22 protein-coding genes are annotated in these 25,048 nt (G+C 52.7%); 12 read left to right on the plus strand and 10 right to left on the minus strand.

The window, feature by feature from the left end; genetic code table 11:
• Positions 1-3: 3 nt before the first annotated feature.
• Positions 4-270: a BufA1 family periplasmic bufferin-type metallophore gene (locus L4D79_RS26215; protein ID WP_428656022.1), complete on the minus strand. Its 267-nt coding sequence runs from the start codon at positions 268-270 to the stop codon at positions 4-6.
• A 335-nt stretch (positions 271-605) separates the two neighbouring features.
• Between L4D79_RS26215 and uvrD the strand changes: the two genes are divergently transcribed.
• Positions 606-2,777, plus strand: coding sequence for a DNA helicase II (gene uvrD, locus L4D79_RS26220; RefSeq protein WP_428656024.1), 2,172 nt, complete (start codon positions 606-608; stop codon positions 2,775-2,777).
• Between the two features lie 128 nt (positions 2,778-2,905).
• On the opposite strand, the gene ggt is transcribed toward uvrD, so the two are convergent.
• From ggt to rarD, 4 genes are all read right to left on the minus strand, one after another.
• Positions 2,906-4,675 (minus strand): gamma-glutamyltransferase, encoded by a 1,770-nt coding sequence (gene ggt / locus L4D79_RS26225; RefSeq protein WP_428656027.1) that lies wholly within the window; start codon positions 4,673-4,675, stop codon positions 2,906-2,908.
• A 118-nt stretch (positions 4,676-4,793) separates the two neighbouring features.
• A complete protein-coding gene (locus L4D79_RS26230) occupies positions 4,794-5,453 on the minus strand; it encodes a LysE family translocator (RefSeq protein ID WP_428656140.1) in 660 nt (219 codons plus the stop codon).
• A 113-nt stretch (positions 5,454-5,566) separates the two neighbouring features.
• Entirely contained in the window at positions 5,567-6,361 is a 795-nt protein-coding gene (locus L4D79_RS26235) for a helix-turn-helix domain-containing protein (RefSeq protein ID WP_428656030.1), read from the minus strand.
• Positions 6,362-6,474: 113 nt separating this feature from the next.
• Positions 6,475-7,389 (minus strand): EamA family transporter RarD, encoded by a 915-nt coding sequence (rarD, locus tag L4D79_RS26240; protein ID WP_428656142.1) that lies wholly within the window; start codon positions 7,387-7,389, stop codon positions 6,475-6,477.
• A gap of 243 nt (positions 7,390-7,632) precedes the next feature.
• Between rarD and recQ the strand changes: the two genes are divergently transcribed.
• From recQ to L4D79_RS26260, 4 genes are all read left to right on the plus strand, one after another.
• Positions 7,633-9,477 (plus strand): ATP-dependent DNA helicase RecQ, encoded by a 1,845-nt coding sequence (gene recQ, locus L4D79_RS26245; protein ID WP_428656032.1) that lies wholly within the window; start codon positions 7,633-7,635, stop codon positions 9,475-9,477.
• 311 nt (positions 9,478-9,788) lie between these two features.
• Positions 9,789-10,094: a DUF3630 family protein gene (locus tag L4D79_RS26250; protein ID WP_428656034.1), complete on the plus strand. Its 306-nt coding sequence runs from the start codon at positions 9,789-9,791 to the stop codon at positions 10,092-10,094.
• A 109-nt stretch (positions 10,095-10,203) separates the two neighbouring features.
• Positions 10,204-10,899, plus strand: coding sequence for a 7-cyano-7-deazaguanine/7-aminomethyl-7-deazaguanine transporter (locus tag L4D79_RS26255; protein ID WP_428656036.1), 696 nt, complete (start codon positions 10,204-10,206; stop codon positions 10,897-10,899).
• An 88-nt stretch (positions 10,900-10,987) separates the two neighbouring features.
• Complete coding sequence (locus L4D79_RS26260; RefSeq protein ID WP_428656039.1) at positions 10,988-11,434, plus strand: GNAT family N-acetyltransferase; 447 nt, start codon at positions 10,988-10,990, stop codon at positions 11,432-11,434.
• Between the two features lie 243 nt (positions 11,435-11,677).
• Here the strand turns inward: L4D79_RS26260 and elbB are convergent, their stop codons facing one another.
• On the minus strand, positions 11,678-12,328 hold the full coding sequence (gene elbB, locus L4D79_RS26265; RefSeq protein WP_428656041.1) for an isoprenoid biosynthesis glyoxalase ElbB: 651 nt from the start codon (positions 12,326-12,328) through the stop codon (positions 11,678-11,680).
• Between the two features lie 324 nt (positions 12,329-12,652).
• Between elbB and polA the strand changes: the two genes are divergently transcribed.
• Positions 12,653-15,424: a DNA polymerase I gene (gene polA, locus L4D79_RS26270; RefSeq protein WP_428656043.1), complete on the plus strand. Its 2,772-nt coding sequence runs from the start codon at positions 12,653-12,655 to the stop codon at positions 15,422-15,424.
• A gap of 187 nt (positions 15,425-15,611) precedes the next feature.
• The gene (gene spfP, locus L4D79_RS29930) at positions 15,612-15,659 is read left to right on the plus strand and encodes a small protein SpfP (RefSeq protein WP_438616993.1); all 48 of its coding nucleotides are present in this window, start codon (positions 15,612-15,614) and stop codon (positions 15,657-15,659) included.
• 725 nt (positions 15,660-16,384) lie between these two features.
• Here spfP and yihA read toward each other — a convergent pair.
• On the minus strand, positions 16,385-17,041 hold the full coding sequence (yihA, locus tag L4D79_RS26275; RefSeq protein ID WP_428656046.1) for a ribosome biogenesis GTP-binding protein YihA/YsxC: 657 nt from the start codon (positions 17,039-17,041) through the stop codon (positions 16,385-16,387).
• Between the two features lie 158 nt (positions 17,042-17,199).
• Here yihA and L4D79_RS26280 point away from each other — a divergent pair, with 158 nt between their 5' ends.
• The 5 genes from L4D79_RS26280 (at position 17,200) to hemN (ending at position 21,888) form a co-directional block, all read left to right on the plus strand.
• Positions 17,200-17,817, plus strand: a complete 618-nt coding sequence (locus tag L4D79_RS26280) for a c-type cytochrome (RefSeq protein ID WP_428656049.1) — start codon at positions 17,200-17,202, stop codon at positions 17,815-17,817.
• A gap of 877 nt (positions 17,818-18,694) precedes the next feature.
• Positions 18,695-19,336: a class I SAM-dependent methyltransferase gene (locus L4D79_RS26285; protein WP_428656145.1), complete on the plus strand. Its 642-nt coding sequence runs from the start codon at positions 18,695-18,697 to the stop codon at positions 19,334-19,336.
• On the plus strand, positions 19,336-19,875 hold the full coding sequence (gene yihI / locus L4D79_RS26290) for a Der GTPase-activating protein YihI (protein ID WP_428656051.1): 540 nt from the start codon (positions 19,336-19,338) through the stop codon (positions 19,873-19,875). The genes L4D79_RS26285 and yihI overlap by 1 nt, the downstream gene beginning before the upstream one ends.
• A gap of 3 nt (positions 19,876-19,878) precedes the next feature.
• A complete protein-coding gene (locus L4D79_RS26295; RefSeq protein WP_428656053.1) occupies positions 19,879-20,364 on the plus strand; it encodes a DUF2489 domain-containing protein in 486 nt (161 codons plus the stop codon).
• Positions 20,365-20,514: 150 nt separating this feature from the next.
• Positions 20,515-21,888, plus strand: coding sequence for an oxygen-independent coproporphyrinogen III oxidase (hemN, locus tag L4D79_RS26300; RefSeq protein WP_428656056.1), 1,374 nt, complete (start codon positions 20,515-20,517; stop codon positions 21,886-21,888).
• 88 nt (positions 21,889-21,976) lie between these two features.
• Here the strand turns inward: hemN and L4D79_RS26305 are convergent, their stop codons facing one another.
• The 3 genes from L4D79_RS26305 to glnL all read right to left on the minus strand — a co-directional run bounded on the left by L4D79_RS26305 (position 21,977) and on the right by glnL (position 24,955).
• Positions 21,977-22,105, minus strand: coding sequence for a hypothetical protein (locus tag L4D79_RS26305; protein ID WP_428656058.1), 129 nt, complete (start codon positions 22,103-22,105; stop codon positions 21,977-21,979).
• 374 nt (positions 22,106-22,479) lie between these two features.
• On the minus strand, positions 22,480-23,895 hold the full coding sequence (glnG, locus tag L4D79_RS26310; protein WP_428656060.1) for a nitrogen regulation protein NR(I): 1,416 nt from the start codon (positions 23,893-23,895) through the stop codon (positions 22,480-22,482).
• A 10-nt stretch (positions 23,896-23,905) separates the two neighbouring features.
• Positions 23,906-24,955, minus strand: a complete 1,050-nt coding sequence (glnL, locus tag L4D79_RS26315) for a nitrogen regulation protein NR(II) (protein WP_428656062.1) — start codon at positions 24,953-24,955, stop codon at positions 23,906-23,908.
• Between the last annotated feature and the right edge of the window lie 93 nt (positions 24,956-25,048).

Here is a 25,048-nt window from a genome sequence, read left to right on the forward strand (position 1 = left end):
GGGTTACGATGAGCTGGTTGAGCCGCCGGCAAGGCGATCACACAAGCCTTTAGGAACCATCACGAAGGCATCTTTCTGGCCGTCGGTTTTCGAGGTGCCAGCACAAGAGCTGGTTTTGGTGGCACAGTCATTCTTGCCTGCTTTCACCACGCCGTAGCACTTTTCTTTCTCCTCGGCAGCTACTGCGGTGGTGGTGGTCATAGCGGTACCGGCGAGTGCAATCAGGCCTGTTACTGCAGTTGCTAATGCAATGTTGGTGGTCTTTTTCATGTTCATTCCTCTTAAATACGCTGACTGTTGCAGGAAAATGCAATATTTCCTTTTGATTAACTGGCACCTGTTGGTGCTCTCGGTACATAAGAAAGGGGGAGTCGGGAATAACTTTCATCCTTTCTTGAATTTTTTAACTTTTCGTTAACGTTGAGTCATTCCAAGCATAGAACAAAACAATCTGGCAAGAGGTTGATAAGGTGAAATTTTTAACACGCTGTATTGGCTGCGTTGTCATCTGTTGGCTGGAAGAGGGGCCTAGAGGAGGTTTCTCGCATCGTGGGGGGCTTTGCGGTTATAATCATCACCATTGTATAAATAACCAGTAGAGAGCGATGGACGTTTCACTTCTGTTAGATGGCCTGAATGACAAGCAACGCGAGGCGGTGGCGGCACCGTTGGGTAACCACCTGGTTTTGGCCGGCGCCGGGAGTGGTAAAACCCGGGTTTTGGTCCATCGCATTGCCTGGTTGATGACGATAGAGCAGGCTTCGCCTTACTCCATCATGTCGGTGACCTTTACCAACAAGGCGGCAGCCGAGATGCGAGGCCGGATCAATGAGCTGATGCACGGTTCGTCGGCGGGTATGTGGAACGGCACCTTCCATGGCCTGTGCCACCGCATGCTGCGCGCCCACTATTTGGATGCCAGCTTGCCGGAAGATTTCAATATCCTTGATTCTGACGATCAGATGCGCTTGATGCGCCGTTTGATCAAGGCCCAGAACCTTGACGAGAAGCAGTGGCCGGCCCGTCAGGCAGTGTGGTACGTCAATGGCAAGAAAGACGAAGGCCTGCGTCCGCAGCACATTGATTCGTTCAATGACCCAGTCGAACAAACCTGGCTGCGCCTTTATACGGCCTACCAGGAAGCGTGTGACCGTGCCGGTTTGGTCGATTTCGCCGAGTTGTTGTTGCGTGCGTTCGAGTTGCTGCAGCGCAGCAAACATATCCGCGAACACTACCAGGCCCGCTTTAAGCACATTCTGGTGGATGAGTTTCAGGATACCAACAACATCCAGTTTGCCTGGTTGCGCCTAATGGCCGGCCCGGACTGTAATGTGATGATTGTCGGTGATGACGACCAGTCAATTTACGGCTGGCGTGGCGCCAAGGTGGAGAACATCCAGCGCTTCCTCAATGACTTCAAGGGGGCCAGTTCAATCTTCCTTGAGCAAAACTACCGGTCGACCGCTAACATCCTGAAAGCGGCCAATGGCCTGATCGCCAACAACAACGAGCGAATGGGCAAGAACCTGTGGACTGAGGGGGCCGAAGGTGAGCTGATCTCGATTTACTCGGCCTTCAACGAGCTCGATGAAGCTCGTTTTGTGGTCGGTAAAATCAAAGAGCTGCGCGATCAGGGGGGGGCCTTGAGCGAAGCGGCCCTGCTTTATCGCAGCAATGCCCAGTCGCGGGTATTGGAAGAAGCGTTGATCCAGGCGGGGATGCCGTACCGGATTTATGGCGGTATGCGTTTCTTCGAGCGTCAGGAAATCAAAGACTCCCTGTCGTACCTGCGATTGATTGCCAACCGTAATGATGATGCCTCGTTTGAGCGGGTAGTGAATACTCCGACCCGTGGCTTGGGTGATCGCACGCTGGAAACGATCCGCATGACAGCCCGTGACCGCGGAGCGACTATGTGGCAGGCCAGTGTTGCCTTGCTGGAAGAACAAGTGCTGGCTGGCCGTGCTGCCAACTCGCTGCGTCGCTTTATCGAGTTGGTCAACGCCCTGGAAGATGATACCCGTGAACTGCCGCTGTACCAGCAAACCGACGAGGTGATCCGCAATTCTGGTTTGCGTGCGATGTACGAGCAGGAAAAAGGCGAGAAAGCTCAGGCGCGAATCGAAAACCTCGAGGAACTGGTTACCGCAACTCGCCAGTTCGAGATCCCGGAAGAAGCCGAGGAGATGAGTCCGCTGTCAGCGTTCTTGTCCCATGCTGCGCTGGAAGCCGGTGAAGGTCAGGCGGATGAGTTCGAAGATGCGGTCCAGCTGATGACCATGCACAGTGCCAAGGGCTTGGAATTCCCGGTGGTATTTATGGTCGGCGTCGAAGAAGGGATGTTCCCGAGTTCGCGTACCACCGAGGAAGTGGGTCGCTTGGAAGAAGAGCGTCGTTTGTGTTACGTGGGGATGACCCGTGCGATGCAGAAGCTCTATATTTCCCATGCAGAAATGCGCCGTCTTTACGGTAAGGATAACTTCCATAAGCCGTCGCGTTTTATCCGCGAGATCCCGGAAGAGTTTGTCGAAGAAGTGCGGATGAAGGCCAAGGTTTCGCGTCCTGCCAGCAGCGGACGCTTCAGCCAGACCCAGGTTAACGATAACTTTAATCAAACGGGTTATACCCTTGGTCAGCGCGTCCAGCACCCTAAATTTGGTGAAGGGACTATCATCAACTTTGAGGGAAGCGGTGCCCAGAGCCGGGTGCAGGTTGCTTTCAACGGTGAGGGTATCAAATGGTTGGTGACCCAATACGCCAAGCTTGAGCCGATGTAATCGCCGAAGAGAATAATGGCTGGCTCGACGCTAGCCGGACGAAGAAAACAGGAAACCCGTGGCGGATGCCACGGGTTTTTTTATGCCGGTTTACTTCACTCGGGGGTGCTTCTTATCCGGTGGTGAGCTTATTTCGCGATGACCTTGCCTTCGCGGCGCGGGTCGGCAGCACCGGTCAGGGTCTTGCCGTCGAGCTTGATGGCTTGAACGCCGGAGTTGAGCTCCTTGATCTTCACGGTGAAGCCGAGGGTTTCCAATTTGGGTGCCCAGCTTTCTGCGTCAGTACCGGCTTCCAGTTCAAACGGGCCGAAGCGGTTGTTCATGTTCGGCAGGTTGATGGCCTGCTGTAGCTCCATTCCCCAATCGAGGTGGGCGACCAGAGTCTTGGCAACATAGCCGATGATCTGGCTGCCGCCCGGTGAGCCGATGGCAAGGTATGGCTTGCCTTTTTGCATCACGATAGTTGGAGCCATGGAGGAGCGGGGACGTTTTCCGGGCTCGACCCGGTTGGCTATCGGCTTACCGTCGTCATGGCTGCGGAAGGAAAAGTCGGTCAGCTCGTTGTTGAGTAGGAAGCCGCGTACCATTACCCGGGAGCCAAAGCCGTTCTCGATGGTGGTGGTCATGGAGATCACGTTGCGGTCCTTGTCGACAATCGAGAAGTGGCTGGTCGAGGGTAGCTCAAGCGACTCGTCCATCGCATAGCGCAGGGCATGATCCCACGGTGGGTTGCCTGCTTCGGCTTTGGCTAAGGCTTTATCATTGTTGAGCAAGGCTGCACGCTGTTGGAGGTAGTCATCGGCCAGCAAGCCCTTGGTGGGCATCGGTACATAATCGCTGTCGGCCATATAGCGGCCGCGGTCAGCAAAGGCCAGGCGGGAGGCGTCGCCGAGCAAGCGCCAGCTGGTTAGGCTGTCTGGCCCCAGTTCATCAACGGGATAGTGGCTGAGCATCCCCATGATCTGACCCAACGTCAGGGCACCGGAGCTCGGTGGCCCCATACCGCAGATCTCATACTGGCGGTAAGGGGCACAGACGGCAGGCCGCTCCTTGACCTGATAAGTGGCGAGATCCATGGTGCTGAGTACACCTGGGTTGCCAGGTGCGGTGCGGACCGCTTTGACGATATCTTTGGCGATATCGCCAGTGTAGAAGGCGCTGGCCCCGCGCTCGGCGATTTGGCGTAGGGTATTTGCATATTCCGGGTTTTTCAGGGTTTGGCCGGCTTGAATCGGCGTGCCATCTTCATTGAAGAAATAGGCTTTGGTCGCTTCGAAGCGTTGCAGGTGGGCTTGGTCTTTTTCGACCAGTGCCGCCAGTCTCGGGCTGACGCTGAAACCGTCCTTGGCGAGCTGGATCGCAGGATCAAACAGTTTTTTCCAGTTTAATTTTCCGTGGCGCTGGTGGGTATACCACATCAATCTGACGGTGCCGGGGGTGCCGACCGAGCGGCCGCCGACCACGGCATCGAAGAATTGCAGCGGTTGGCCCTTGTCATCTTGGAACAGCAGGGGAGTGACGGCGAACGGTGCCGTTTCACGGCCGTCGAAAGTCGTCAGGGCTGTTTTTTTCTGATCCCAGTACACCATAAATGCCCCGCCGCCGATGCCGGAGGACTGGGGCTCGGTTAGGCCCAGTACCAGCTGGGTGGCGACCATAGCATCAATGGCATTACCACCCTGGCGCAGGATCTCGGCGCCGGCTTCGCTGGCGTATGGATTCGCCGAGGCGATCATCCAATCTTTGCCCGTTACTGCTTGCTGTTCGGTGAGGCCGGTTGCCGCTTCCGGGGCGAGCTGATCGGCACTTTGCTGGCTGTCTTTGGCAAAGGTGGTCGCAGGCAGGGTCAGCAGGCAGGCTGACAGCAGGGCAACCCGGTGTCGGTGGTTCCATTCCATGGGTCTTTTACTCCTTACTTAGGCTGTAGCTAGCCTAAGTAAGGAAAGGGATGGTGTCTAACTGGTGGCTGTTTTTTGTGCAGCGGGTCAACCTGTGGAGGTATTAAGTTGGCAAAGTTTACTGCACGATGATGCTGGCCAATATCAGGCCGCCGATAAGAGTGAACAAGGCGCCGCAGGTGGCATCAATCCATGGTGTCCAGCGCTGCAGTTTTTGTTGCAGGCGAGCACCGGTCAATAGCCAGGCCAGCAGGGCAAACCACAGGAACGAGGTTCCCCATAACAAGCCGATTGCCGTCGCCTTGCCACCGAGGGACATACTGGCCGGCACTAACGTCGATAGCAGGCTGATGAAGAAAACCAGTGCTTTGGGGTTGAGGATATTGGTGGTAAAGCCCTTGGCCAAGGCTTGCTTACGGTTAGCAAGTACTCGCTGAGTTGTTTTAGCTGTCTTTTTTTCAGTGGGCTGGTGGCGTTGCTGGTAGTGCAGCCACGTGCCTTTGAGCGCGCCGATCCCGAGCCATAGCAGGTAGCTGCCGCCCGCGGCTTGCAGCAAGGCAAATAACATCGGATGCTGGTGGATCAGCAAGCTGGCGCCGGTCAGGCTGAGGATAGAGTGGAGCAGGATCCCCAGTGACAAGCCGAGGGCGATCATAATTCCGGTCTGGCGGCCGTAGCGGCCGGCGTTTTGTACCACCAAGGCGAAGTCGGGCCCCGGGCTCATCAGGGCGACGATATGGACGGTTACCAGCGTGGCGAGGGTGGTCATTTCATTGATCATTACGGGTATGTCATCCTTCAAACAATAGGGCGGTATGCCCCGTAAGTCGAAGCATGCCGTAGTCATGCATTGGATGCTTGTAAAAAAATGACAAACTGCCGGATAAAGCCTTACTGGATCTGCGAAGGGGCGACGCCGAAGGTTTGCTTGAAGGCGTGGGTGAAGTGGGCCTGATCGTAAAAGCCGACGTGATAGGCCACTTCGGTGCTGCTAAAGCCTGCTTTCAACAGTGCCATCGCATGTTCCAGTCGCAACCGGGCTAGCCAGGCGTACGGTGTCATGCCCGTGGCCTTTTTGAATTGGCGCAATAGTTGCGATGGGCTGAGATCGCACAGGCTTGCGAGCTGCTTCAAGCTGATTTTTTGATCCAGATGTGCCATCACATAGTCGCGTAGCTGGTGTAGATCTTTATTACCTAACGCCGTGACACTGGTTTCGCGAACCTGACCGTAACGGGTCAGCAAGTAGGAAAAGGACGCTACCGGCAAGCTGTCTCTGGCCAACTGCGAGACCAACGGGTTGTCCAGTTGTTGATGGAGTTGGGCCAGCTGCTGGAATAGTGCGTGATCGGCAATATTATTTTGCGGGAAACAGAAATGGCCTTTGCCGGACACTTCTTCGGCTTGCTGGCTGAGCCAGTCGGGGGTAATGCTAAAGACTTTGACCTGGTAACCCGATTGCTCTTTGGCTTGGCCGTCGTGGATTTCATCCGGCGGCATGATCACCAGTTGCCCGGCGCCTGCGATGTGCTTGCTGCCGTTATAGTAATACTGCTGCTGGCCTTGGGTGATCAGGCCCAAATGGTAATCGAGGTGATAATGGCGTTTAAAAGCAAAGCTCTGGTAATGGGCATCGATCAGGCTGATTTCGTCAATGGGGCTTTTGCGATGACTGATTTTATTCATAACGCGTTCCCCCCTTGATGCTCATTGACAGTCATTTTCTGAGTGTGAGTACACCATAGCGATGACGGTGCGGCTTGTAAAAAATTAACAGCACCGTCTCGCAAATCGTCAACCTAGCGGGAGGCAGACTGTCTCTTTTGGCTGCGGTGGTTACGTAACCCTTCAATGCTGAAAATCAGCAGCGCCGCCCAGATGAAGGCGAAGGTATAGCCTTTATCGGCGGTAAAACTTTCATCATAGACAGTGATGGCCAGCAGGAACATCAGGCTCGGGCCGATGTACTGGAAAAAGCCCAGGGTCGAGAGTTTGAGCTTGGTGGCTGCACCGGTAAAACACAGCAGTGGCAGGGTGGTGACGATGCCGGCTGCCATTAGCAGTAGGTTGGTGCTCGTGGCGTTGGTAGCCCAGTCCGATGTTGGGCTGTTGGCAAAGAGAAAGACATAGCCGAGCGCCAGGGGCAGTAATAGGCTGGTTTCCATGAACAGCCCGGTGGCGGCATCGAGGTTGACCTTTTTGCGAAGCAAGCCGTAGAGGCCGAAGCTCGTCGCGAGTGCTAAAGCGATCCATGGCAATGAGCCGAACTGGATCAGCTGGACTGCCACACCGGTTGCCGCCAATGCCACTGCGACCCATTGCAGCGGGCGGAGGCGCTCGCCGAGAAAAAACATCCCGAGCAGAACATTGAACAGTGGGTTGATGTAATACCCGAGGCTGGCATCAAGCATGTAATTGTTGTTTACCGCCCAGATGAAAATCAGCCAGTTCCCCCCAACCAGCAAAGAGGTTGCCAACAGTAGCATGACGACTTTAGGTCGGCCTAGCACGGCCCGGACCTGCCCCCACCCCTTGCTAACCATCAACAATAACGCGAGAAACACAAACGACCAGATCACCCGGTGGCTGAGAATTTCCGGTGCACTGACATGCTGGAGGGACTTGAAATAGATCGGGGCAATCCCCCACATGGTGTAGGCCGCTAGGGCGAGGATGACGCCGCGCTGGGTTTGGGTATTTTGCGCTTCCATGATTACCTGAAAAGTTGGTGCCGGACTGGCGGGAGAGAAATAAATATTCAGTTGCGTATACAGGCGCAGTATAAAACGTGATCGATCTCAATACTATTGTCTTTTTCATCAGCAGCCCTGGCCGCAGGGAGCGGAAATGAATTGGGCGGGAGGTGACTCCCATCGGCGATCTGAATGGTATAGAATAGCCAGCCTTGTCCATTTTCAGGTGCCCCGTTTCGGGTCACCCGCGCCAATGAGAACGTTATGCCAGCAAGCCAGCCGTGCCAGACCGAAAGCCCAACGACCTGTGAACAGGTGCTGCAGGATGTGTTCGGCTACCAGCAGTTCCGTGAGGGCCAGCAGCCTGTGATCGAGGCGGCGGTATCCGGACAGGATTGCTTGGTGATCATGCCGACCGGTGGCGGCAAGTCGTTGTGCTACCAAATTCCGGCCTTGTTGCGTGACGGGCTGACACTGGTGGTGTCCCCCCTGATTTCTTTGATGAAAGATCAGGTGGACCAGCTAAAGGCCAATGGGGTGGCTGCGGCCTGTATCAATTCCACCATGTCATGGGACGAGATGCAGAATACCTTTCAGGCGATGGCACAAGGCCAGATCAAGTTGGTCTATGTCTCGCCAGAGCGCCTGCTCAGCCGTGATTTTTCCGAGCGTCTAGCCAGCTTGCCATTGAGTATGGTGGCGGTGGATGAAGCGCACTGTATCTCGCAGTGGGGGCATGATTTCAGGCCGGAATATGCCGCTCTTGGCAGCATGCGCCAGGCCTTTCCCGAGGTGCCGGTGATCGCCCTGACGGCAACAGCGGATGACACTACCCGGCAAGATATTGTTTCCCGTTTGGCCCTGCAGTCCCAGCATACCTATCTCGGTAGCTTCGACCGGCCGAATATCCGCTACACCCTGCAGGAAAAATACAAACCGATGGCTCAGTTGACCCGTTATCTGGCAGGGGTACGCGGTCAGTGCGGTATTATCTACTGCAATAGCCGTAAGCGGGTGGAGCAGATCAACGAAAAGTTAAACCAGAGCGGGATCCGTGCTGCTGCCTATCATGCCGGTATGGATCATGACGAGCGGGCTTGGGTACAGGAAGCCTTCCAGCGTGATGATGTCCAAATCGTGGTGGCGACGGTGGCATTCGGAATGGGGATCAACAAACCCAATGTCCGCTTTGTGGTCCATTATGATATCCCGCGTAATATTGAATCCTATTATCAGGAAACCGGACGAGCAGGCCGAGATGGCTTACCGGCCGAAGCGATCCTGTTTTATGATCCGTCAGATTTAGCTTGGCTACGCCGCTGTCTGGATGAGAAAGAAGACGGCTCCCAGAAGCTGGTGGAAAGCCACAAGCTCAATGCCATGGGGGCGTTTGCCGAGGCCCAGACTTGCCGCCGCCAGGTGTTGCTGAATTATTTTGGCGAAGCGCGGGAAGAGCCTTGTGGAAACTGCGATGTGTGCCTTGATCCGCCTAAGCATTTCGATGCTCTGGAAGTGTCGCAAAAAGCGCTTTCCTGTGTCTACCGGGTTAATCAAGGCTTCGGTATTACCCATGTCGTGGAAGTACTGCGTGGTATGCAGAATCAGCGTATCCGTGAATATGGCCACGATAAACTGAGCACCTATGGCATTGGCCGTGAGCACAGCCATGAGTTTTGGGTCAGTATTTTGCGCCAGCTGATCCACCGTGGTTTCCTGACCCAGAATATTGTCCGCAGTTCGATTTTGCAGCTGACGGCCAAAGCTCGCGAAGTACTGCGTGGAGAGGTTCCCCTTGAGCTGGCGGTACCGAGGCTCGATATTGCCGCACGCAGTGCCAAGAGCGATAAGATGGCCAACCGCCAGTACGACAAGAAGCTGTTCGCCAAGCTGCGCAAATTGCGCAAGGCGATTGCCGATGAAGAAGATTTGCCGCCGTACGTGGTATTCAATGATGCCAGTTTGATGGAGATGGCTGAGCGTTTGCCGACCTCGGCGGGTGAGTTGCTGTCGGTCAACGGTGTTGGTCACCGTAAATTGGAAAAATACGGTAATGCCTTTTTGGGGCTGATTGAAGATCACCTGACTGCGGGTGAAGAGGTTGGCTTCTGAGTTGTTTTCTGAGTCGGAGGGTACGGGCCGGGCAAAAAAATACCGGACAATCCACGTCCGGTATAAAATGCGTATTAGATACAAACAGGGGCTTAGCCCCAGCATGCTCTGTTCGCTACAAAACAGCTTGCGTATTTGGTGAGAATGTTAAATTCACCGGTTGCTAACCGGGTCTCCCCAATCAGCAACATCTTCATAAAACCATGAACCTCGTCCCTTGGCTAGAGGCTGGTTATTGCTTGATACTCACAGAAACAATTGGTTACAGGAAACTTTCTGTAGCCAAGCATTGCCAAAAGGAATAAAGCACTATGACAGCACGCTCGCACTATTGGTGTCGCCGATTGGATACCGCAGCAAAACTGCTTGAGATCGGTGGGCCCGAGTTCGACTATGATAACTTTGCCTTGGTGGCAGAGACTCTGCTGCAACAGCTTGGGATGACAGTGGTGGAAAAGGAGCCCAATGCGGACCTGCATGTATGGCTGGTGGATTTTGAAGGCTGCCGCTTGCTGCTAAAGGGTGAGCATTACAGTGGCCAGATGTGGCTGGAAGGGCTCGACAGTGAAGCTCAAGAAACACTGTTATTCCTCGCCGGGCTACTGGCAAAAAGGTGAATCGCTACGCAAAGCGTGTATAATCCCCGCCTTCGGTTGCTACTGGCGGTGTGAGAGCTGGCAGTAGTGTTTTGGGTTCCCTCTCCCCCAATGACAAAAAGGTCTGACAATGACGACTTCTCAATTTTCGCCTGTGCAGCAGCGCAAGGCTCTTTCTTTCTTGGTGGTTTTCCACCTGTTGATCATCGCATCAAGTAACTATTTGGTTCAGCTTCCCTTTACGGTCATGGGATTCCATACGACATGGGGCGCCTTTACCTTTCCGTTTATCTTTCTGGCGACCGATTTGACGGTACGTATTTTTGGTGCGGCAATGGCAAGGCAGATCATCCTCAGGGTAATGATGCCGGCGCTGGTGATTTCCTATGTGCTGTCGGTACTCTTCTACCAAGGGGAATATCAGGGCCTAGGTCACCTCACTGAATTCAACTTGTTTGTTGCCCGGATCGCGATAGCCAGTTTCATGGCTTATTTGCTGGGACAAATCATGGATGTGTCGGTGTTCAACCGGCTGCGCCAGACCAAGCAGTGGTGGGTCGCCCCGAGCTGTTCGACCTTGTTCGGTAATGCCCTCGATACCTTGGCTTTCTTCGCGATTGCGTTCTACAACAGTCCTGATGCCTTCATGGCAGAGAATTGGGTCGAGATCGCCTTGGTGGATTATGGATTTAAATTGCTGATCAGCCTTGGTTTGTTTGTACCTATGTACGGGGTGTTGCTCAATTATCTGATCAACAAGCTGACGACATTGCCATCGGCCCAACAGAGCAATGACAAGCAAACGCGCCGCACCTTGGGTGTCTAGCTTTCCCATCTCTGGGTTTCGAACCATAATAAGCACAGTTTAAGGCCAGCATTGCTGGCCTTATTCAATTTGGTATAGAGGAATTAATATGCATATCCGTGAGGCCAGTATTGAAGAAGCGGTAACGGTGTTGGCCGCGATCACTGAGTTTGCTCGTCCCGCTACCGAAGATGAACTAAAGCGGAGACTCCGTGTCCACCGGGCTCTGATTTTAGTGGCTGAGATCGATGGTGAATTGGCTGGGGTCAAGATCGGTTACCAGCTGTCGGAAGACTGTTTTTACAGCTGGCTGGGTGGGGTTGCGCCGGCTGGCCGCCGTCGAGGTGTGGCACAGGCACTGCTTGAGGCCCAGGAGGCGTGGGTGTTGGCCCAAGGCTATCAGGTATTGAGGGTGAAATCCCGGAATCGATTTCCTGATATGTTGCGTTTATTGCTTAAAAATAACTATCAAATCGAGCACTTAGAAAAGAAAGATGGCATTGAAGACTTCAGGCTGCATTTCGTCAAGCAACTAAATGAAAATAATTCTCAATAAAATGCTTGCATCTTAAATGAGAATGGTTATTATTAACTCGCACTCAACGAGAACGGTTCAAACCGGCTCTGGTTGAAGGCACGACATTGCTCACATTGCTTCCAGTGTACTTTAGCTAGGGTGGGTTTTTAGTGTAGGGCTAAAAACGACTATCCCTTCTGCTGAGCGGCAACTACTTCCGGTTTAAGATGGAAAGTAGTGCCGCTTTTTCTTTATCTACCGCGTTATTTTTGCTGAACGGCTTCAGGCTATTTTTACCAATTCCTTGACCAGTTTATTGATCCCTTCTGCTGCCTCAGACACGCTACCGGCCAGCATATAGGCGGGGGTGGTCAGCAGGCGACGCTTTTGATCCAGGACGTAGTCACTCACCGGGCACTTGATATGTTCGCCGCCCATTTGGTTGAACACCTTGGCGGTATCCGGATCCGTTCCTATGGTGCCTTTTGCTCCCGGGCCATAGATCAGCGGGATCATGGCTGGGGCGATACACAGGTAGCCGGCAGGCTTTTCTTCCTCGGCAAACCGCTGGCACACCCGTTTAACTTCGGGGTGGATGGAGCATTCACTCCCCTTGAAGGCAAAATCTGACAGGTTCTTGGCTGCCCCGAAGCCGCCGGGTAGCAGCAGGCCATCATACTGGCTGGGCTCCAAGGTCGCCAGATCGTCGATTTGACCACGGGCGATCCGGGCTGCCTCGATCAGCACATTTCGTGTTTCTGCCATTTCTTCACCGGTCAGGTGGTTAATCACATGATGTTGATCCATATTCGGGGCAAAGCAATGCCAGCTGGCCCCTTCTTGCTCGATAGCCAGAAGGGAGAGAACGGCTTCATGGATTTCTGCACCGTCAAACACCCCTGAGCCGCTCAAAATAACTGCGATTTTCTTCATAATGGCTCCCTTTATCGTCAGATTTGTCTATTTTTACTCTCAGATCATCTTATTTAAGAACGCACTGTTAACTTTTTCCACAATTAACGATCATTGTAGGATCGTGGATCAAATGAGCGATATTGATTTAAGTTACTGTATTTTAATGTTTTTATGGTGGCTATTTTTGATGTCTAATAAATTGATCAACGCTTTAAAATGAACTACCAACAAACTTATCCACAGATGTAGGGCCCGGATTGGAAAACAGCAGTTAACAGTTGATGGTAGTCATGGCATCCTAGTGTCCTATCTCTTTCATCCCCCGGATATAAGACTATCTTTATGGCAACTATCCCAGAAAATCCACTTATTCTGATTGATGGATCATCTTATCTTTATCGTGCCTACCATGCTGCGCCCAACTTCACTAATTCAGACGGTGAACCAACCGGTGCTGTTTATGGTGTGGTGAATATGCTGCGCAGTATGCTGCGCCAGTTTTCTACCGAGCATATTGCCGTCATTTTTGATGCGAAAGGAAAAACATTCCGAGATGATATGTATCCGGAATATAAGGCCAATCGTCCGCCGATGCCGGATGATCTTCGCTCTCAAATCGAGCCTCTTCATGCCGTTATCAAGGCCATGGGGTTACCGTTGATTTCGATTTCCGGGGTTGAAGCCGACGACGTGATTGGTACCTTGGCCAGCCAGGCGTCAAAGGCCGGTATGCCGGTCTTGATCAGTACCGGTGATAAAGATATGGCCCAGTTGGTTGATCAGAACGTTACTCTGATCAACACCATGACGGATGTGGTGATGGATCCGGCCGGGGTTGTTGATAAGTTCGGTATTGGCCCAGAGTTGATCATCGACTACCTTGCCCTGATGGGCGACAAGGTCGATAACATTCCGGGCGTTCCGGGTGTGGGTGAGAAAACGGCCAAGGCCCTGCTGACGGGGATCGGTGGCCTAGATGCATTGTATGCCAACCTCGATGATATCCCGCCATTGGGTTTCCGTGGTTCGAAAACCATGCCGAAAAAACTGCAGGACAATAAAGAGGCAGCATACCTGTCCTACGAGTTGGCAACCATCAAGCTGGATGTTGAGCTCGATGTGACCCCTGAACAGTTGGTGAAAAGCACGCCGGATACCGATGAGCTGACCAAATTGTTTGGTCAGTTGCAGTTCCGCCGCTGGTTGTCTGAAATGCTCGACGGTAGTGATGGCCGTATTGTGGCCGATGAAAAAGCGTCGGCACCTGCAGCTGATGCCAAGCCGGTGGCACCCGTGATTGACCGCAGTGGCTATGAAACCGTATTGGATGAAGAGACCTTTAATCAGTGGCTCGAACAGCTGAATAGCGCCGATGTGGTGGCGTTCGATACCGAAACCGATGGCCTTGATTACATGACGGCTAATCTGGTAGGCGTGTCGTTCGCGGTCGAAGAAGGCAAAGCGGCCTATGTGCCGGTTGCCCATGATTACCTTGATGCCCCGGCCCAGCTGGACCGTGACTGGGTTCTGGCACAGCTCAAGCCGTTGCTGGAAGATCCTGAGCGTGCCAAGGTAGGCCAGAACCTCAAGTTCGATGCCAGTATTCTTGCCCGCTACGGTATTGAAATGCAGGGAATCCGTTTTGACACCATGCTGGAGTCTTACGTGTTCAACAGTGTGGTCGGCCGCCATGATATGGATAGCCTGTCGCTACGCTACCTTGAGCACAAAGCCATTAGCTTTGAAGACATTGCCGGTAAGGGCAAGAAGCAGCTGACCTTCAATCAGATTGATTTGGAGCAAGCTGGCCCTTATGCGGCGGAAGATGCCGATATTACCCTGCGTCTTCATAACCTGCTGGTTGAAAAAGTGAATGCTGATGAAAAGCTCAAATCGGTATTTGAAGAGATTGAAATGCCATTGGTACCAGTGTTGTCGCGTATTGAGCGCACTGGAGTACTGATTGACAGCATGCAGCTAGGCGCACAGTCTACCGAGATTGCCGTCCGCCTTGATGAGCTGGAGAAGCAGGCCTATGAGATTGCGGGTGATGAGTTCAACTTGAGCTCACCGAAGCAGTTGCAGGCTATCCTGTTTGAAAAGATGGGCCTACCGGTGCTAAAGAAAACACCATCAGGTACACCTTCGACCAATGAAGAAGTGCTGCAGGAGCTGGCGCTGGATTACCCGCTGCCGAAGCTGATTTTGGAATACCGTAGTTTGGCGAAGCTGAAGTCGACTTACACCGACAAGCTGCCGAAGATGGTGAACCCGGCAACCGGCCGCGTCCATACTTCCTACCACCAGGCCGTAACCGTGACGGGCCGTTTGTCGTCGAGCGATCCGAACTTGCAGAATATCCCGGTACGTAATGAGGAAGGACGCCGTATCCGCCAGGCCTTCATTGCGCCGACCGGCTACAAGGTATTGGCGGTCGATTACTCGCAAATTGAATTGCGTATCATGGCCCACCTGTCGGGTGATCAGGCCCTGTTGGATGCCTTCCGCCATGGTAAGGATATCCACGCTGCGACGGCTGCCGAGATCTTGGGGATCCCTTTGGAGTCGGTGTCCACAGAACAGCGCCGCCGTGCCAAGGCGATCAACTTCGGGCTGATCTATGGTATGAGCGCATTTGGTCTGGCCAAGCAGCTAGATATGGGGCGTAACGAAGCACAGGATTATATGAATGTGTACTTCGAGCGCTACCCGGGCGTGCTGGAATACATGGAAAGCACCCGTAACCAGGCCAGTGAGCAAGGGTATGTCGAAACCTTGTTCGGTCGTCGCTTGCACCTGCCTGATATTAAGTCGCGCAATGGCATGCGCCGCAAAGCGGCTGAGCGTGCGGCGATCAACGCCCCGATGCAGGGGACAGCTGCGGATATTATCAAACGGGCGATGGTGCTGGTGGATGAATGGGTTGGCCAGCAGCCCGAAGGTCGGGTTCGACTTCTGATGCAAGTGCATGACGAACTTGTATTTGAGGTACAGGAATCGGAGGTCGACAACGTCTCCGCTGAAGTTCGCCGCCTGATGGAATTGGCGGCTGAACTGGCCGTTCCGCTGATAGCTGACGCCGGGATTGGTGATAACTGGGATCAGGCGCACTAAATTAGCCAGAGAGCTCATAATCGTACAAAAATGGCCAGCTTTGCTGGCTATTTTTTTGCTGAAATTATTCGCTTAGTGAATTACAGAAGTTAGAAATTACTTACGAGATCTTGAAAAAAAACTACAAAAACACTTTTCAAGACTGAGCAATTGATATACAGTTAGAGGCGTAGGGTACAGAGGTAAGATGTTCTATCTTTCAGACCTTTTGTTTCACGTTATTGGATTTGGCTGATTCAGCCGCCCTGGTCATTTGGCCAGGGCGTTTTTTATTGTGGCGCCGAAAATCCATTCCCCCCGAATACCCCCGTGTATATTTTGATCATATTGGCGCTGATTGGTTGCCATCTCATCTATTTAGATACTGAATAACGGTACTGGAAGGTTTTGTTTCCATCGTTTACTCCGTACGCGAAATTTTTCTTTGTGATTTTTTAGAGTAATTACTTTAATTTTATTTTGCAGATCGCTATAATCTTGTTTGCTTCTTGTTCATATTTGTTTTCGGTAGTGGGCTCCAAGCCGGCTAGCCAACAAATACATGAAATCGCCATCCTGGATTTGGGGTGGCTTTTTTTTATCCGTCTTATCGTGAAACTGTAATTTTATTCCATTTTAGGATGTCATTACTGAGTTGTAGTTCTCTTTATTTTTGATAAAAAACAACTTTCCCCGTTATTATTCCCCAACCGCTTAAAATTGGTAGTTATCTGCTGGAAACCAAGACGTAACCTGTGATTAGGTGACGGCGGATACACAATTATGGGAGAAAAAACTTGCGTTGGTGGGGGAAATCACTGATGCTTTCTGGACAAATATAAAAACCTCCTATTTCTCTCCCATTGCCCCGCCTTGCTGGTGGGGTATTTTTATGTCTGGGCCCGGCTGTTTGTAAGACCCGGCCACAGGCCCAAAAAAAAAGCCCCCTGGTGGGAGCTTTAGTGGTTGGTTGGCAAGTGCTTATTCTTCGTCTTGCGCTTCGTCTTCTTCGAGCATCGCCAGTTGGCGTTCTAGCTCGGGGGCAAACCACTCATCCAGTTTACGGCGGACTTGGTCTACACCGATCCCTTTGAGTGATGAGAAGGCTTCGACCTGTACGTCGCCACCGAATGTCTTGACGCTGTCGCGCACTTTCATCAGCTGCTGTTTGCGGGCACCGCTCTTTAGCTTATCGGCCTTGGTGAGCAGAACCAGTACCGGCAGGCGGCTTTCGATCGCCCACATGATCATCTGCTGATCCAGATCCTTGAGCGGGTGACGGATGTCCATCAATACGACTAGGCCCTGCAGGCACTCACGCTTTTGCAGGTATTCACCCAGCGATTCCTGCCATTTCAATTTCATTTCCAGCGGAACCTGAGCATAGCCATAACCCGGAAGGTCAATCAGGTTACAGCCGGGTATCACCTCGAACATGTTGATCAATTGTGTACGTCCGGGTGTTTTCGATGTACGGGCGAGGCTTTTTTGGTCGGTGATGCGGTTTAGGGCACTTGACTTACCTGCATTGGAGCGGCCAGCAAATGCGATCTCAACGCCTGTGTCGTTCGGCAAGTGTCGGATTGTAGGCGCACTTGTGATAAATCCTGTGTTTCTATAGTTGAGAGGTTGATTCACTGTTAACTCCGTCAAGTCTTGATGTAGTCGACTGATTACTTTTATGTGAAATTGTGTAAAATGTACGAAAACCGAGCTCGGTTAGTGGTCGCATTGTATACCATGTTACTGAGCATTACTTGTGGTACTGGAAGCTCTATAATTATAAACGGAATGTCATGAAGAAATTAGCACTGATATTGACTCTTCTGGCCAGTTGCTCAGCCTGGGCCCAGGGAGATGCAGAAGCCGGAAAAGCAAAAGCCGCAACATGTGCCGCCTGCCATGGGGCAGATGGTAATGGGATAATGGCGCAATACCCGAAGATTGCCGGCCAGCATGCCGGTTACCTTGAAAAGCAGCTCAAAGATTTTAAGCTCGCGATGAGTACCGGTGGTGCCCAAGGCCGTAACGATCCTGTGATGGGCGGTATGGCAATGCCGCTGACCGAGCAGGATATGGCTGATCTGGCCGCCTTCTATGCCTCATTACCTATCTCCGATAACACCACACCCGAGCCGTCGATTGAACTTGGCCAGACCTTATACCGTTTTGGTGATGCCGAACGTGGCGTGACGGCATGTACGGCTTGTCACGGTCCTCGGGGTAATGGTACTAGCCTGTCTGGCTTCCCTAAAATCTCCGGCCAGAATGGCGAATACGTCAAGCTACAGCTTGAGAAATTCCGCGACGGTCAGCGTGGCAATGATATGAACGCCATGATGCGTGCGGTGGCCGCGAAGTTGACGGACGACGAAATTACCGCCTTGTCACAGTACGTTGGCGGCTTGCACTAAATTTTACTTCAGCTTGGCTTCCAGTCGGTGATGAGAAAGAGGCAGCTTCGGCTGCCTTTTTTATGGCTCGAAGAGTGGCAGCACCTGCAAGAAAATGACAGGTTTTCTACAGCAAAATGCAAATGGCTGAGTGGTTTGTGAGAGATCGGCTATTCGTATCGGTCGATGTTGATGAAGTTGTTAATAGTTATTGCCTTAAAGCTACAATAAAACAAAGCGTTGCGAGTGCTGAAATAAAGTTACAGCCAAGCGCTCCGTGTTGGCGGCATTGTTTCAAGCTTGGTTTGGCGTAAAGTATGCCTTGTCGACAGGGAGTTGGCACAGGAATGGAAAGCGCCAGTGATGGCATGGGCAGGGCGCCCGAAGGAATACAGGATGTCCGGCAAGGAGCCGGGTAGGCCGCAAGGTATGGTAAGGACTGTCAGGTAAGACGCTTACGGAAAAGAAAACACAACATAGGAAACAGCATTCTAGGGACGGGGTGCACACACGGATAGTGAACTGGTTGCCAGATGGCAACATGCTGACGGACACAGCCGGTTAAGGATAGCCGTTTAAACAGGGAAAACCGTTCAAGGACGGAAAAAACACATCAGGACGATGAAGAACAACAAGTTGGCATGGAAGCACTAATAACAAAAGGATATTGTCAGACCGGGATGTTATATAACTGGTTACGGACAGACTAGACAGGATATAGCCAGCAATGGCGACCCCACATGGCGACAGGTTGAATAACCTGTCGCTTTTTTCTTTTCAGGCACTTACCTCCCCCCACCTTAGTAGTGCACATTTCTCCATCAAATCTGCTATGATACCCGGCTTCATTGAGCGCCGTGGCAATGCCCTGTGCGAGAGATTTAACCGGAGAGCGAAGATGAGTCCTTGTCCGCTGTGCCATAGCCAGAGCACTGCGTTGTTTTTTGAAGATCGGCGTCGGCAGTATGTCCGCTGTGGTGAGTGCGCATTAATTTTTGCTGATCCCGAGTCGAGACTGTCGCCAGAGGAAGAAAAAGCGCACTATGATTTGCATGAGAATAACCCGGAAGACTTGGGTTACCGGCGCTTTCTTGCCCGGCTTGCTGAACCACTGATGGAGCGTCTTGACGGTACATCGCTTGATGGCCTGGATTTTGGTTGTGGCCCCGGCCCGACCTTATCGCTGATGTTGGCTGAAGCGGGCCACAACATGGCAATTTATGATCCGTATTTTGCCAATAAGCCAGAGGTGCTGGACACGCAATATGACTTTGTGACCTGTACCGAGGCAATTGAACACTTTTATACGCCTGCGAAGGAGTGGGGGCAGCTGGTTGGTATGGTAAAACCCGGTGGTTGGCTGGGCTTGATGACCAAACTGGCAAAAGATGCAGATGCCTTTGCGCAATGGCATTACAAGAACGACCCAACGCATGTGAGCTTTTTTAGCCGCGAGACGTTCCACTATTTAGCCCAAAAAGATGGCTTGGACGTTGAGTTTGTTGGGAATGATGTAATTTTGCTGAGGAAAACCCAGTAATGACCCGTAAGAAAAGAAGCCGTGCTACCGGATCATCCGATCAGGTAGTCACTATTAAGACCCGTAACCAGAATGATCTCGATGGCCTACAGCGCAAGAAAGATCGTAAGCGCAAGGGCCTGAAGTCAGGTAGCCGCCACTCGATGGTATCGCCGGAAGATGCTCGCAGGGCCGCGCAGCGTAAAGATCCGCGCCACGGTAGCAAGAAGGCGATCCCGTTGGTTGTTGAACCGAAAAAGCCGATGACCAAACAACAGCGTCGCATGAGCGCCGAGCAAGAGCTACAAATGCTGGAAAATGATGCCCAGCTGATGGTACTGCTCGACCGTATTGAGGCGGGTGAGAAACTGGGTGCTGGCTTGCAGAAGCAAGTTGACCAGAAGCTGGATCGTATCGAGCAACTGATGAACCAGCTAGGCCTGCTGGAAGAAGACGAGCCAGAAATGGACGAGGTAGAGACCCCGCGTGGCCCTCGTTCCGATGATGACTTGCTTGACCAGTTTGAAAACATGGACTTTGATGGTTTAGACAAGGAGTAAGCCTTGCAGGATATGACATTGTGGCTAGGACTGGCCGGCCTTATCGTAGCCGTTTTGGCAAGCTATGCCGGTTATTTGTTGTTTAAGCTCTATCAGCAGACCCAACGCCATAAGGCTTTTCTTGCTCGCGCCCAGCGCCAGCAGGAAGAAGGGATCAAGCAACGCAATGCCAATATCATGGAAAGCGTGTTGATCATTGCCGCAGCCGGCAAGCAGGACGAATGTGATATGTCGGAAATTGCCATCCGCTTGTACAAGCTGATGGAAGTACTGCAAGGTGATCATCGGGTGGAATTTTCCAACCAGTATCCGGCTATGCATGAGCTTTACCAAGTGGTGAAGGACATGCCGCGCGGTGATGCGCGCAAGACTCTGGCTAAGCAAGAGCGCATGCAGCTGGATTTGATTCGGATGAAGGCCGAAGCGCGCTTGGTTGAATCTATCAAGTCTGAGCTTGATCTGATCTTGGCGGCCAAGCCAACTGTCTGATTTCGGTTCCTGTTTTCCCCTGTCTATACTCAGAGACAGGGGAATTCTGATCGGGATAGCAGTTTAGTTATCTCCTATCTACATCTTTACCAAGTTGTGTCAAACTTGGAGATCAATATTCTCTCCCCTCTAATATAGTGGAAGTAAGTCATGTCAAATGAGCAGATTATTTGGGATCAGGCCTTAATCGAAAAATATAATTATTCGGGGCCGCGTTATACCTCATACCCAACAGCGCTGGAGTTTCACGAAGCGTTTACGCCAGCGGAATTTGACATGGCGTGCGCCCAGTACCCTGAGCGCAACCTGTCGCTGTATGTCCATATCCCGTTTTGCCACAAGCTGTGCTACTACTGTGGCTGTAACAAGATCATCACCCGTCACCAGCACAAGGCCGATCAGTACCTTGATGCGTTGGAGCAGGAAATCCGCCAGCGTTCGACGCTGCTGGGTGAGCGAACCGTTAGCCAGCTTCACTGGGGCGGTGGTACGCCGACGTTCCTGACCAAGCCACAGGTGAGCCGCCTGATGGGGCTGTTGCGCGAGCAGTTCTCGTTTACCCCCGATGCCGAGATCAGCATCGAGGTCGACCCGCGTGAAATCGAGCTGGATATGCTTGACCATCTACGTAGCGAGGGCTTTAACCGCCTCAGTATCGGGGTGCAGGATTTCAATAAAGAAGTGCAGAAACTGGTTAACCGTGAGCAGGATGAAGCGTTTATTTTTGCCATGGCAGAGCGTGCCCGAGAATTGGGTTTCCGTTCAACCAACCTGGATTTGATCTATGGTCTGCCAAAGCAGACCCCAGAGTTGTTTGCCCAAACTCTCGATCAGGTGCTGACAATGCGCCCGGGCCGTTTGTCGATTTTCAACTACGCCCACATGCCGGCACTGTTTGCCGCCCAGCGTAAGATCAAAGATGCGGACTTGCCGCAGGCCAATGAGAAGCTGACGATTTTGCAGCAGACCATTGCGACCCTGACCGGTGCCGGCTACCAGTTCATCGGTATGGATCACTTTGCCCTGCCGGAAGATGAGTTGGCGGTGGCCCAGCGCGAAGGTATCTTGCACCGCAACTTCCAAGGGTATACCACCCAGGGGGACACCGATCTGCTGGGTCTTGGAGTATCGGCAATTTCGATGATTGGCAATTGCTACGCCCAGAATCAGAAAGAGCTCAAGCAATACTACGCCAGCGTTGATGAAAAGCGTGAGGCGCTTTGGAAAGGGGTGTCGCTGGATGCCGATGACTTGTTGCGCCGTGAGGTGATCAAGTCGCTGATTTGTAACTTCCACCTTGATAAATCCGCGATCGAGCAACAGTTTGATATCGAATTTGATAGCTACTTTGCTGAAGATATCGAGTTGCTACAGACCTTTATCGATGATGGCCTGGTTGAGGTAAGTGATACCGCGATTGATGTCGATCTGAAAGGTCGTTTGCTGATCCGCAATATTTGCATGTGCTTTGATAAATATTTGCGCCACCGCGCTCGCCAGCAACAGTTCTCTCGGGTGATCTAAGCCCCTTAGCGGATAGCCCTGATAAACAAAAAGCCCCCGTGCCATTATGGTTCGGGGGCTTTTTGGTATCGGCTAACTTAATTAAGGGTTAGCCGTTAAACATGTTCACCGCGGCAATCAGTGCCAGGATGCCGGCAGCAAAATGACCAGGGCCATTTGTTGCGATCTCGCTGACAGCAGGCATTGCCACGCTGAATGAAAATAGACTTTCCAGCATGGTGGGGATCCAACTGTGTTTTTTAGTGTTGTGTAGTGTGATTTCAGTGATGGCCGAAACCGGGGGTATTGTACGCAAAATGAGCGAGGATGGAATGGGGGTAGGTCAAAAAACAACCAGTAATTGAAGTTTATTTATCACGGGGCAAGCCATGGGTCACTCTCGGTGAACAGGAGCAACCTCAGGAGCGAACAGGAGAGTCTAGCGGTTTATCGCTTTGTCTTTCGGTGCCGCCACGTCGAACCCGTATGGCAGTATACGTAAGTCGATAGTGACAATCATTATAGGTAATGGGGCAAATTGTCGACGCGGAAAGAAACGCTGTTGATGTTTATTGGGGTTGTTGAGTTTCTTTCCGCGTGAAAGAGAAGGGATTAGTCAGTCATGACATTAAGCTCTTTGAGCTTACGGGTCAGGGTATTACGGCCCCAGCCCAGTAACCGAGCGGCTTCCTGTTTATGGCCATGGGTGTGTTCTAGGGCAGCTTCGAGCAGAATTTTTTCAAACTCCGGCAGTGCTTCGCCGAGTAGGTTCTGGTGTCCTTGACGAAGGTTGTCGAAGGCCCATTTCTCCAATGCATGATGCCAGTGCTGATGGCCGCCTTCGCTGGCTTCCGGTTGGCTCGGGGCTACCAGTTCCGGTGGCAGGTCTGCAGGTAGGATTTCCTTGCCACTGGCCATCACGGTGAGCCAGCGGCAAGTATTTTCCAGCTGGCGGACATTGCCCGGCCAGTCCAGCATCGTCAAAGCCTCCTCGGTATCCGGATGTAGGGTTTTGACCTCGACCCCGAGCTCGTCAGAGGCACGCATCAGGAAGTGACGGGTCAGCTGTGGAATATCTTGGCGGCGATCTTTGAGCGCTGGCAGGTGGACCCGGATGACGTTGAGGCGGTGGAACAAATCTTCACGGAAGTCCCCATCGGCCACTAATCTCTCGAGGTTCTGGTGAGTCGCGGCGATGATCCGAACATCGACATTCACCGGTGAATGGCCCCCCACCCGATAGAACTGGCCGTCTGCCAGTACCCGCAGCAATCGGGTCTGGATATCCAGCGGCATGTCCCCGATCTCATCAAGAAACAAGGTGCCGCCGTTGGCCTGTTCGAACCGGCCTTGGCGGACGCTGTTGGCGCCGGTAAAGGCGCCTTTTTCGTGACCGAATAATTCCGACTCAATCAAATCTTTGGGAATTGCAGCCATATTGAGGGCAATAAATTCCTTGTGGCTGCGTGGGCTGTGACGGTGCAGTGCATGGGCAACCAACTCTTTACCGGTTCCGGATTCACCGTTGATCAGTACCGATATCGACGAACGGGACAGGCGGCCGATAGCGCGGAAGACTTCCTGCATTGCCGGGGCTTCGCCGATGATTTCCGGGGCTTCTTTTTCAATGGCTTCCGGTTGTTGTTGGCGTTTCTGTTCTTGGCTGTGGGTCACGGCTCGCTCGACCAAGCTCACGGCCTCATCAATATCAAACGGCTTGGGTAGGTACTCGAAGGCCCCTTCCTGATACGCATTCACCGCGGCATCGAGATCCGAGTGGGCGGTCATGATAATCACCGGAAGGGTCGGATAGTCAGCCTGTAGCACCTTGAGTAAAGCGAACCCGTCCATGCCCGGCATGCGGATATCCGACACCAGTACATCGGGGACACTGCGCTCCAGTGCCTCAACCACGCTGTCGGCATTGGCGAAGGTTTCACATTTCAGTCCGGCTGCATTGAGGGTTCGCTCTAGTACCCAGCGGATCGAGCTGTCGTCATCAACGACCCAAATTAGTCCTTTGCTCATAGTGAATCCTCTACATAATCGGTAAATACAGGGTGAATTTGGTATGGCCCGGCCAGCTTACGACTTCAATCTTACCTTGGTGCTGGTCGACCAGGTTCTGTGCAATGGACAAGCCCAGTCCGGTGCCGCCCTCGCGCCCAGTGACCATCGGATAGAACAGGGTGTCCTGGATATCACCCGGGATCCCTGGGCCATCGTCGATGATGTCGATTTTTGCAGCGACCCGGTAGCGCTTACCGTGGATCAGTGCCTGATGGGCAGTACGGGTCTTGAGGGTAATATTGCCGCCGCCGTGTTGCTTAAGTGCCAGCGAAGCATTGCTGACAATATTGAGAATGGCTTGCTCGAGCTGCTCGGCATCCATGGTGAAATCGGGCAGGCTGGGATCATAGTCGCGGTGCAGGTGGATATCCTCGCCGCAATCAATACTGATCAGCTGGCGGACTTTTTCCAGCACCACGTGAATATTGTCTTGTTGGCGGCTGCCGGGACGCTGTGGTCCGAGAAGACGATCAACCAAATTGCGTAGCCGGTCGGCCTGCTCGATGATCATCTGGGTATATTCGGTATAACTGGGATCGGGCAGGGTTTTTTCCAGCAACTGGGCGGCGCCGCGCAGGCCACCGAGCGGGTTCTTGATTTCATGGGCCAATCCGCGTACCAACTCCTTGGCGGCTTGCTGCTGGGCATGCTGGCTGAGCTCTTGGCTGATCCGGCGTTGCTGGTCAATCGGCTTGAGCTCGAGCAATATCAACAGCTCGCGCTGCCATGACAGCGGGCTGGCATTGAGCTCTAGGGTGTGGTGACGTCCGTCGATGACAAAGGTGACATCGCTGTCTGCCAATCCTTGCCCGCTTTGTAGGGTGTCGGAAATAAGGCCCAGATCTAACGAAGTATGCTGGAGCAGATCCGGGAAGCAGGTGTTGTTGAGTCGACGCTTGCTGAACGATAGCAATTGCTCGGCTGCCGGGTTGACGTAGCGTATGGTCAGCGACTCATCGAGTAATACGATTGCCGTGACTTGGTTGTCTAGGATCAGGGAAGAAAAGTCAGCCGTCACAGTTACCATCCTTGTTGGTGCAGTTCATCATGGTGCACTGAACCGCTAATGCACCACGTTGGTGCAATCAAGTGTAGCCTGTCTGTCTGGTAT

Origin of the sequence: Photobacterium satsumensis, assembly GCF_050336935.1 — a bacterium.
Lineage (GTDB): Bacteria > Pseudomonadota > Gammaproteobacteria > Enterobacterales > Vibrionaceae > Photobacterium > Photobacterium satsumensis.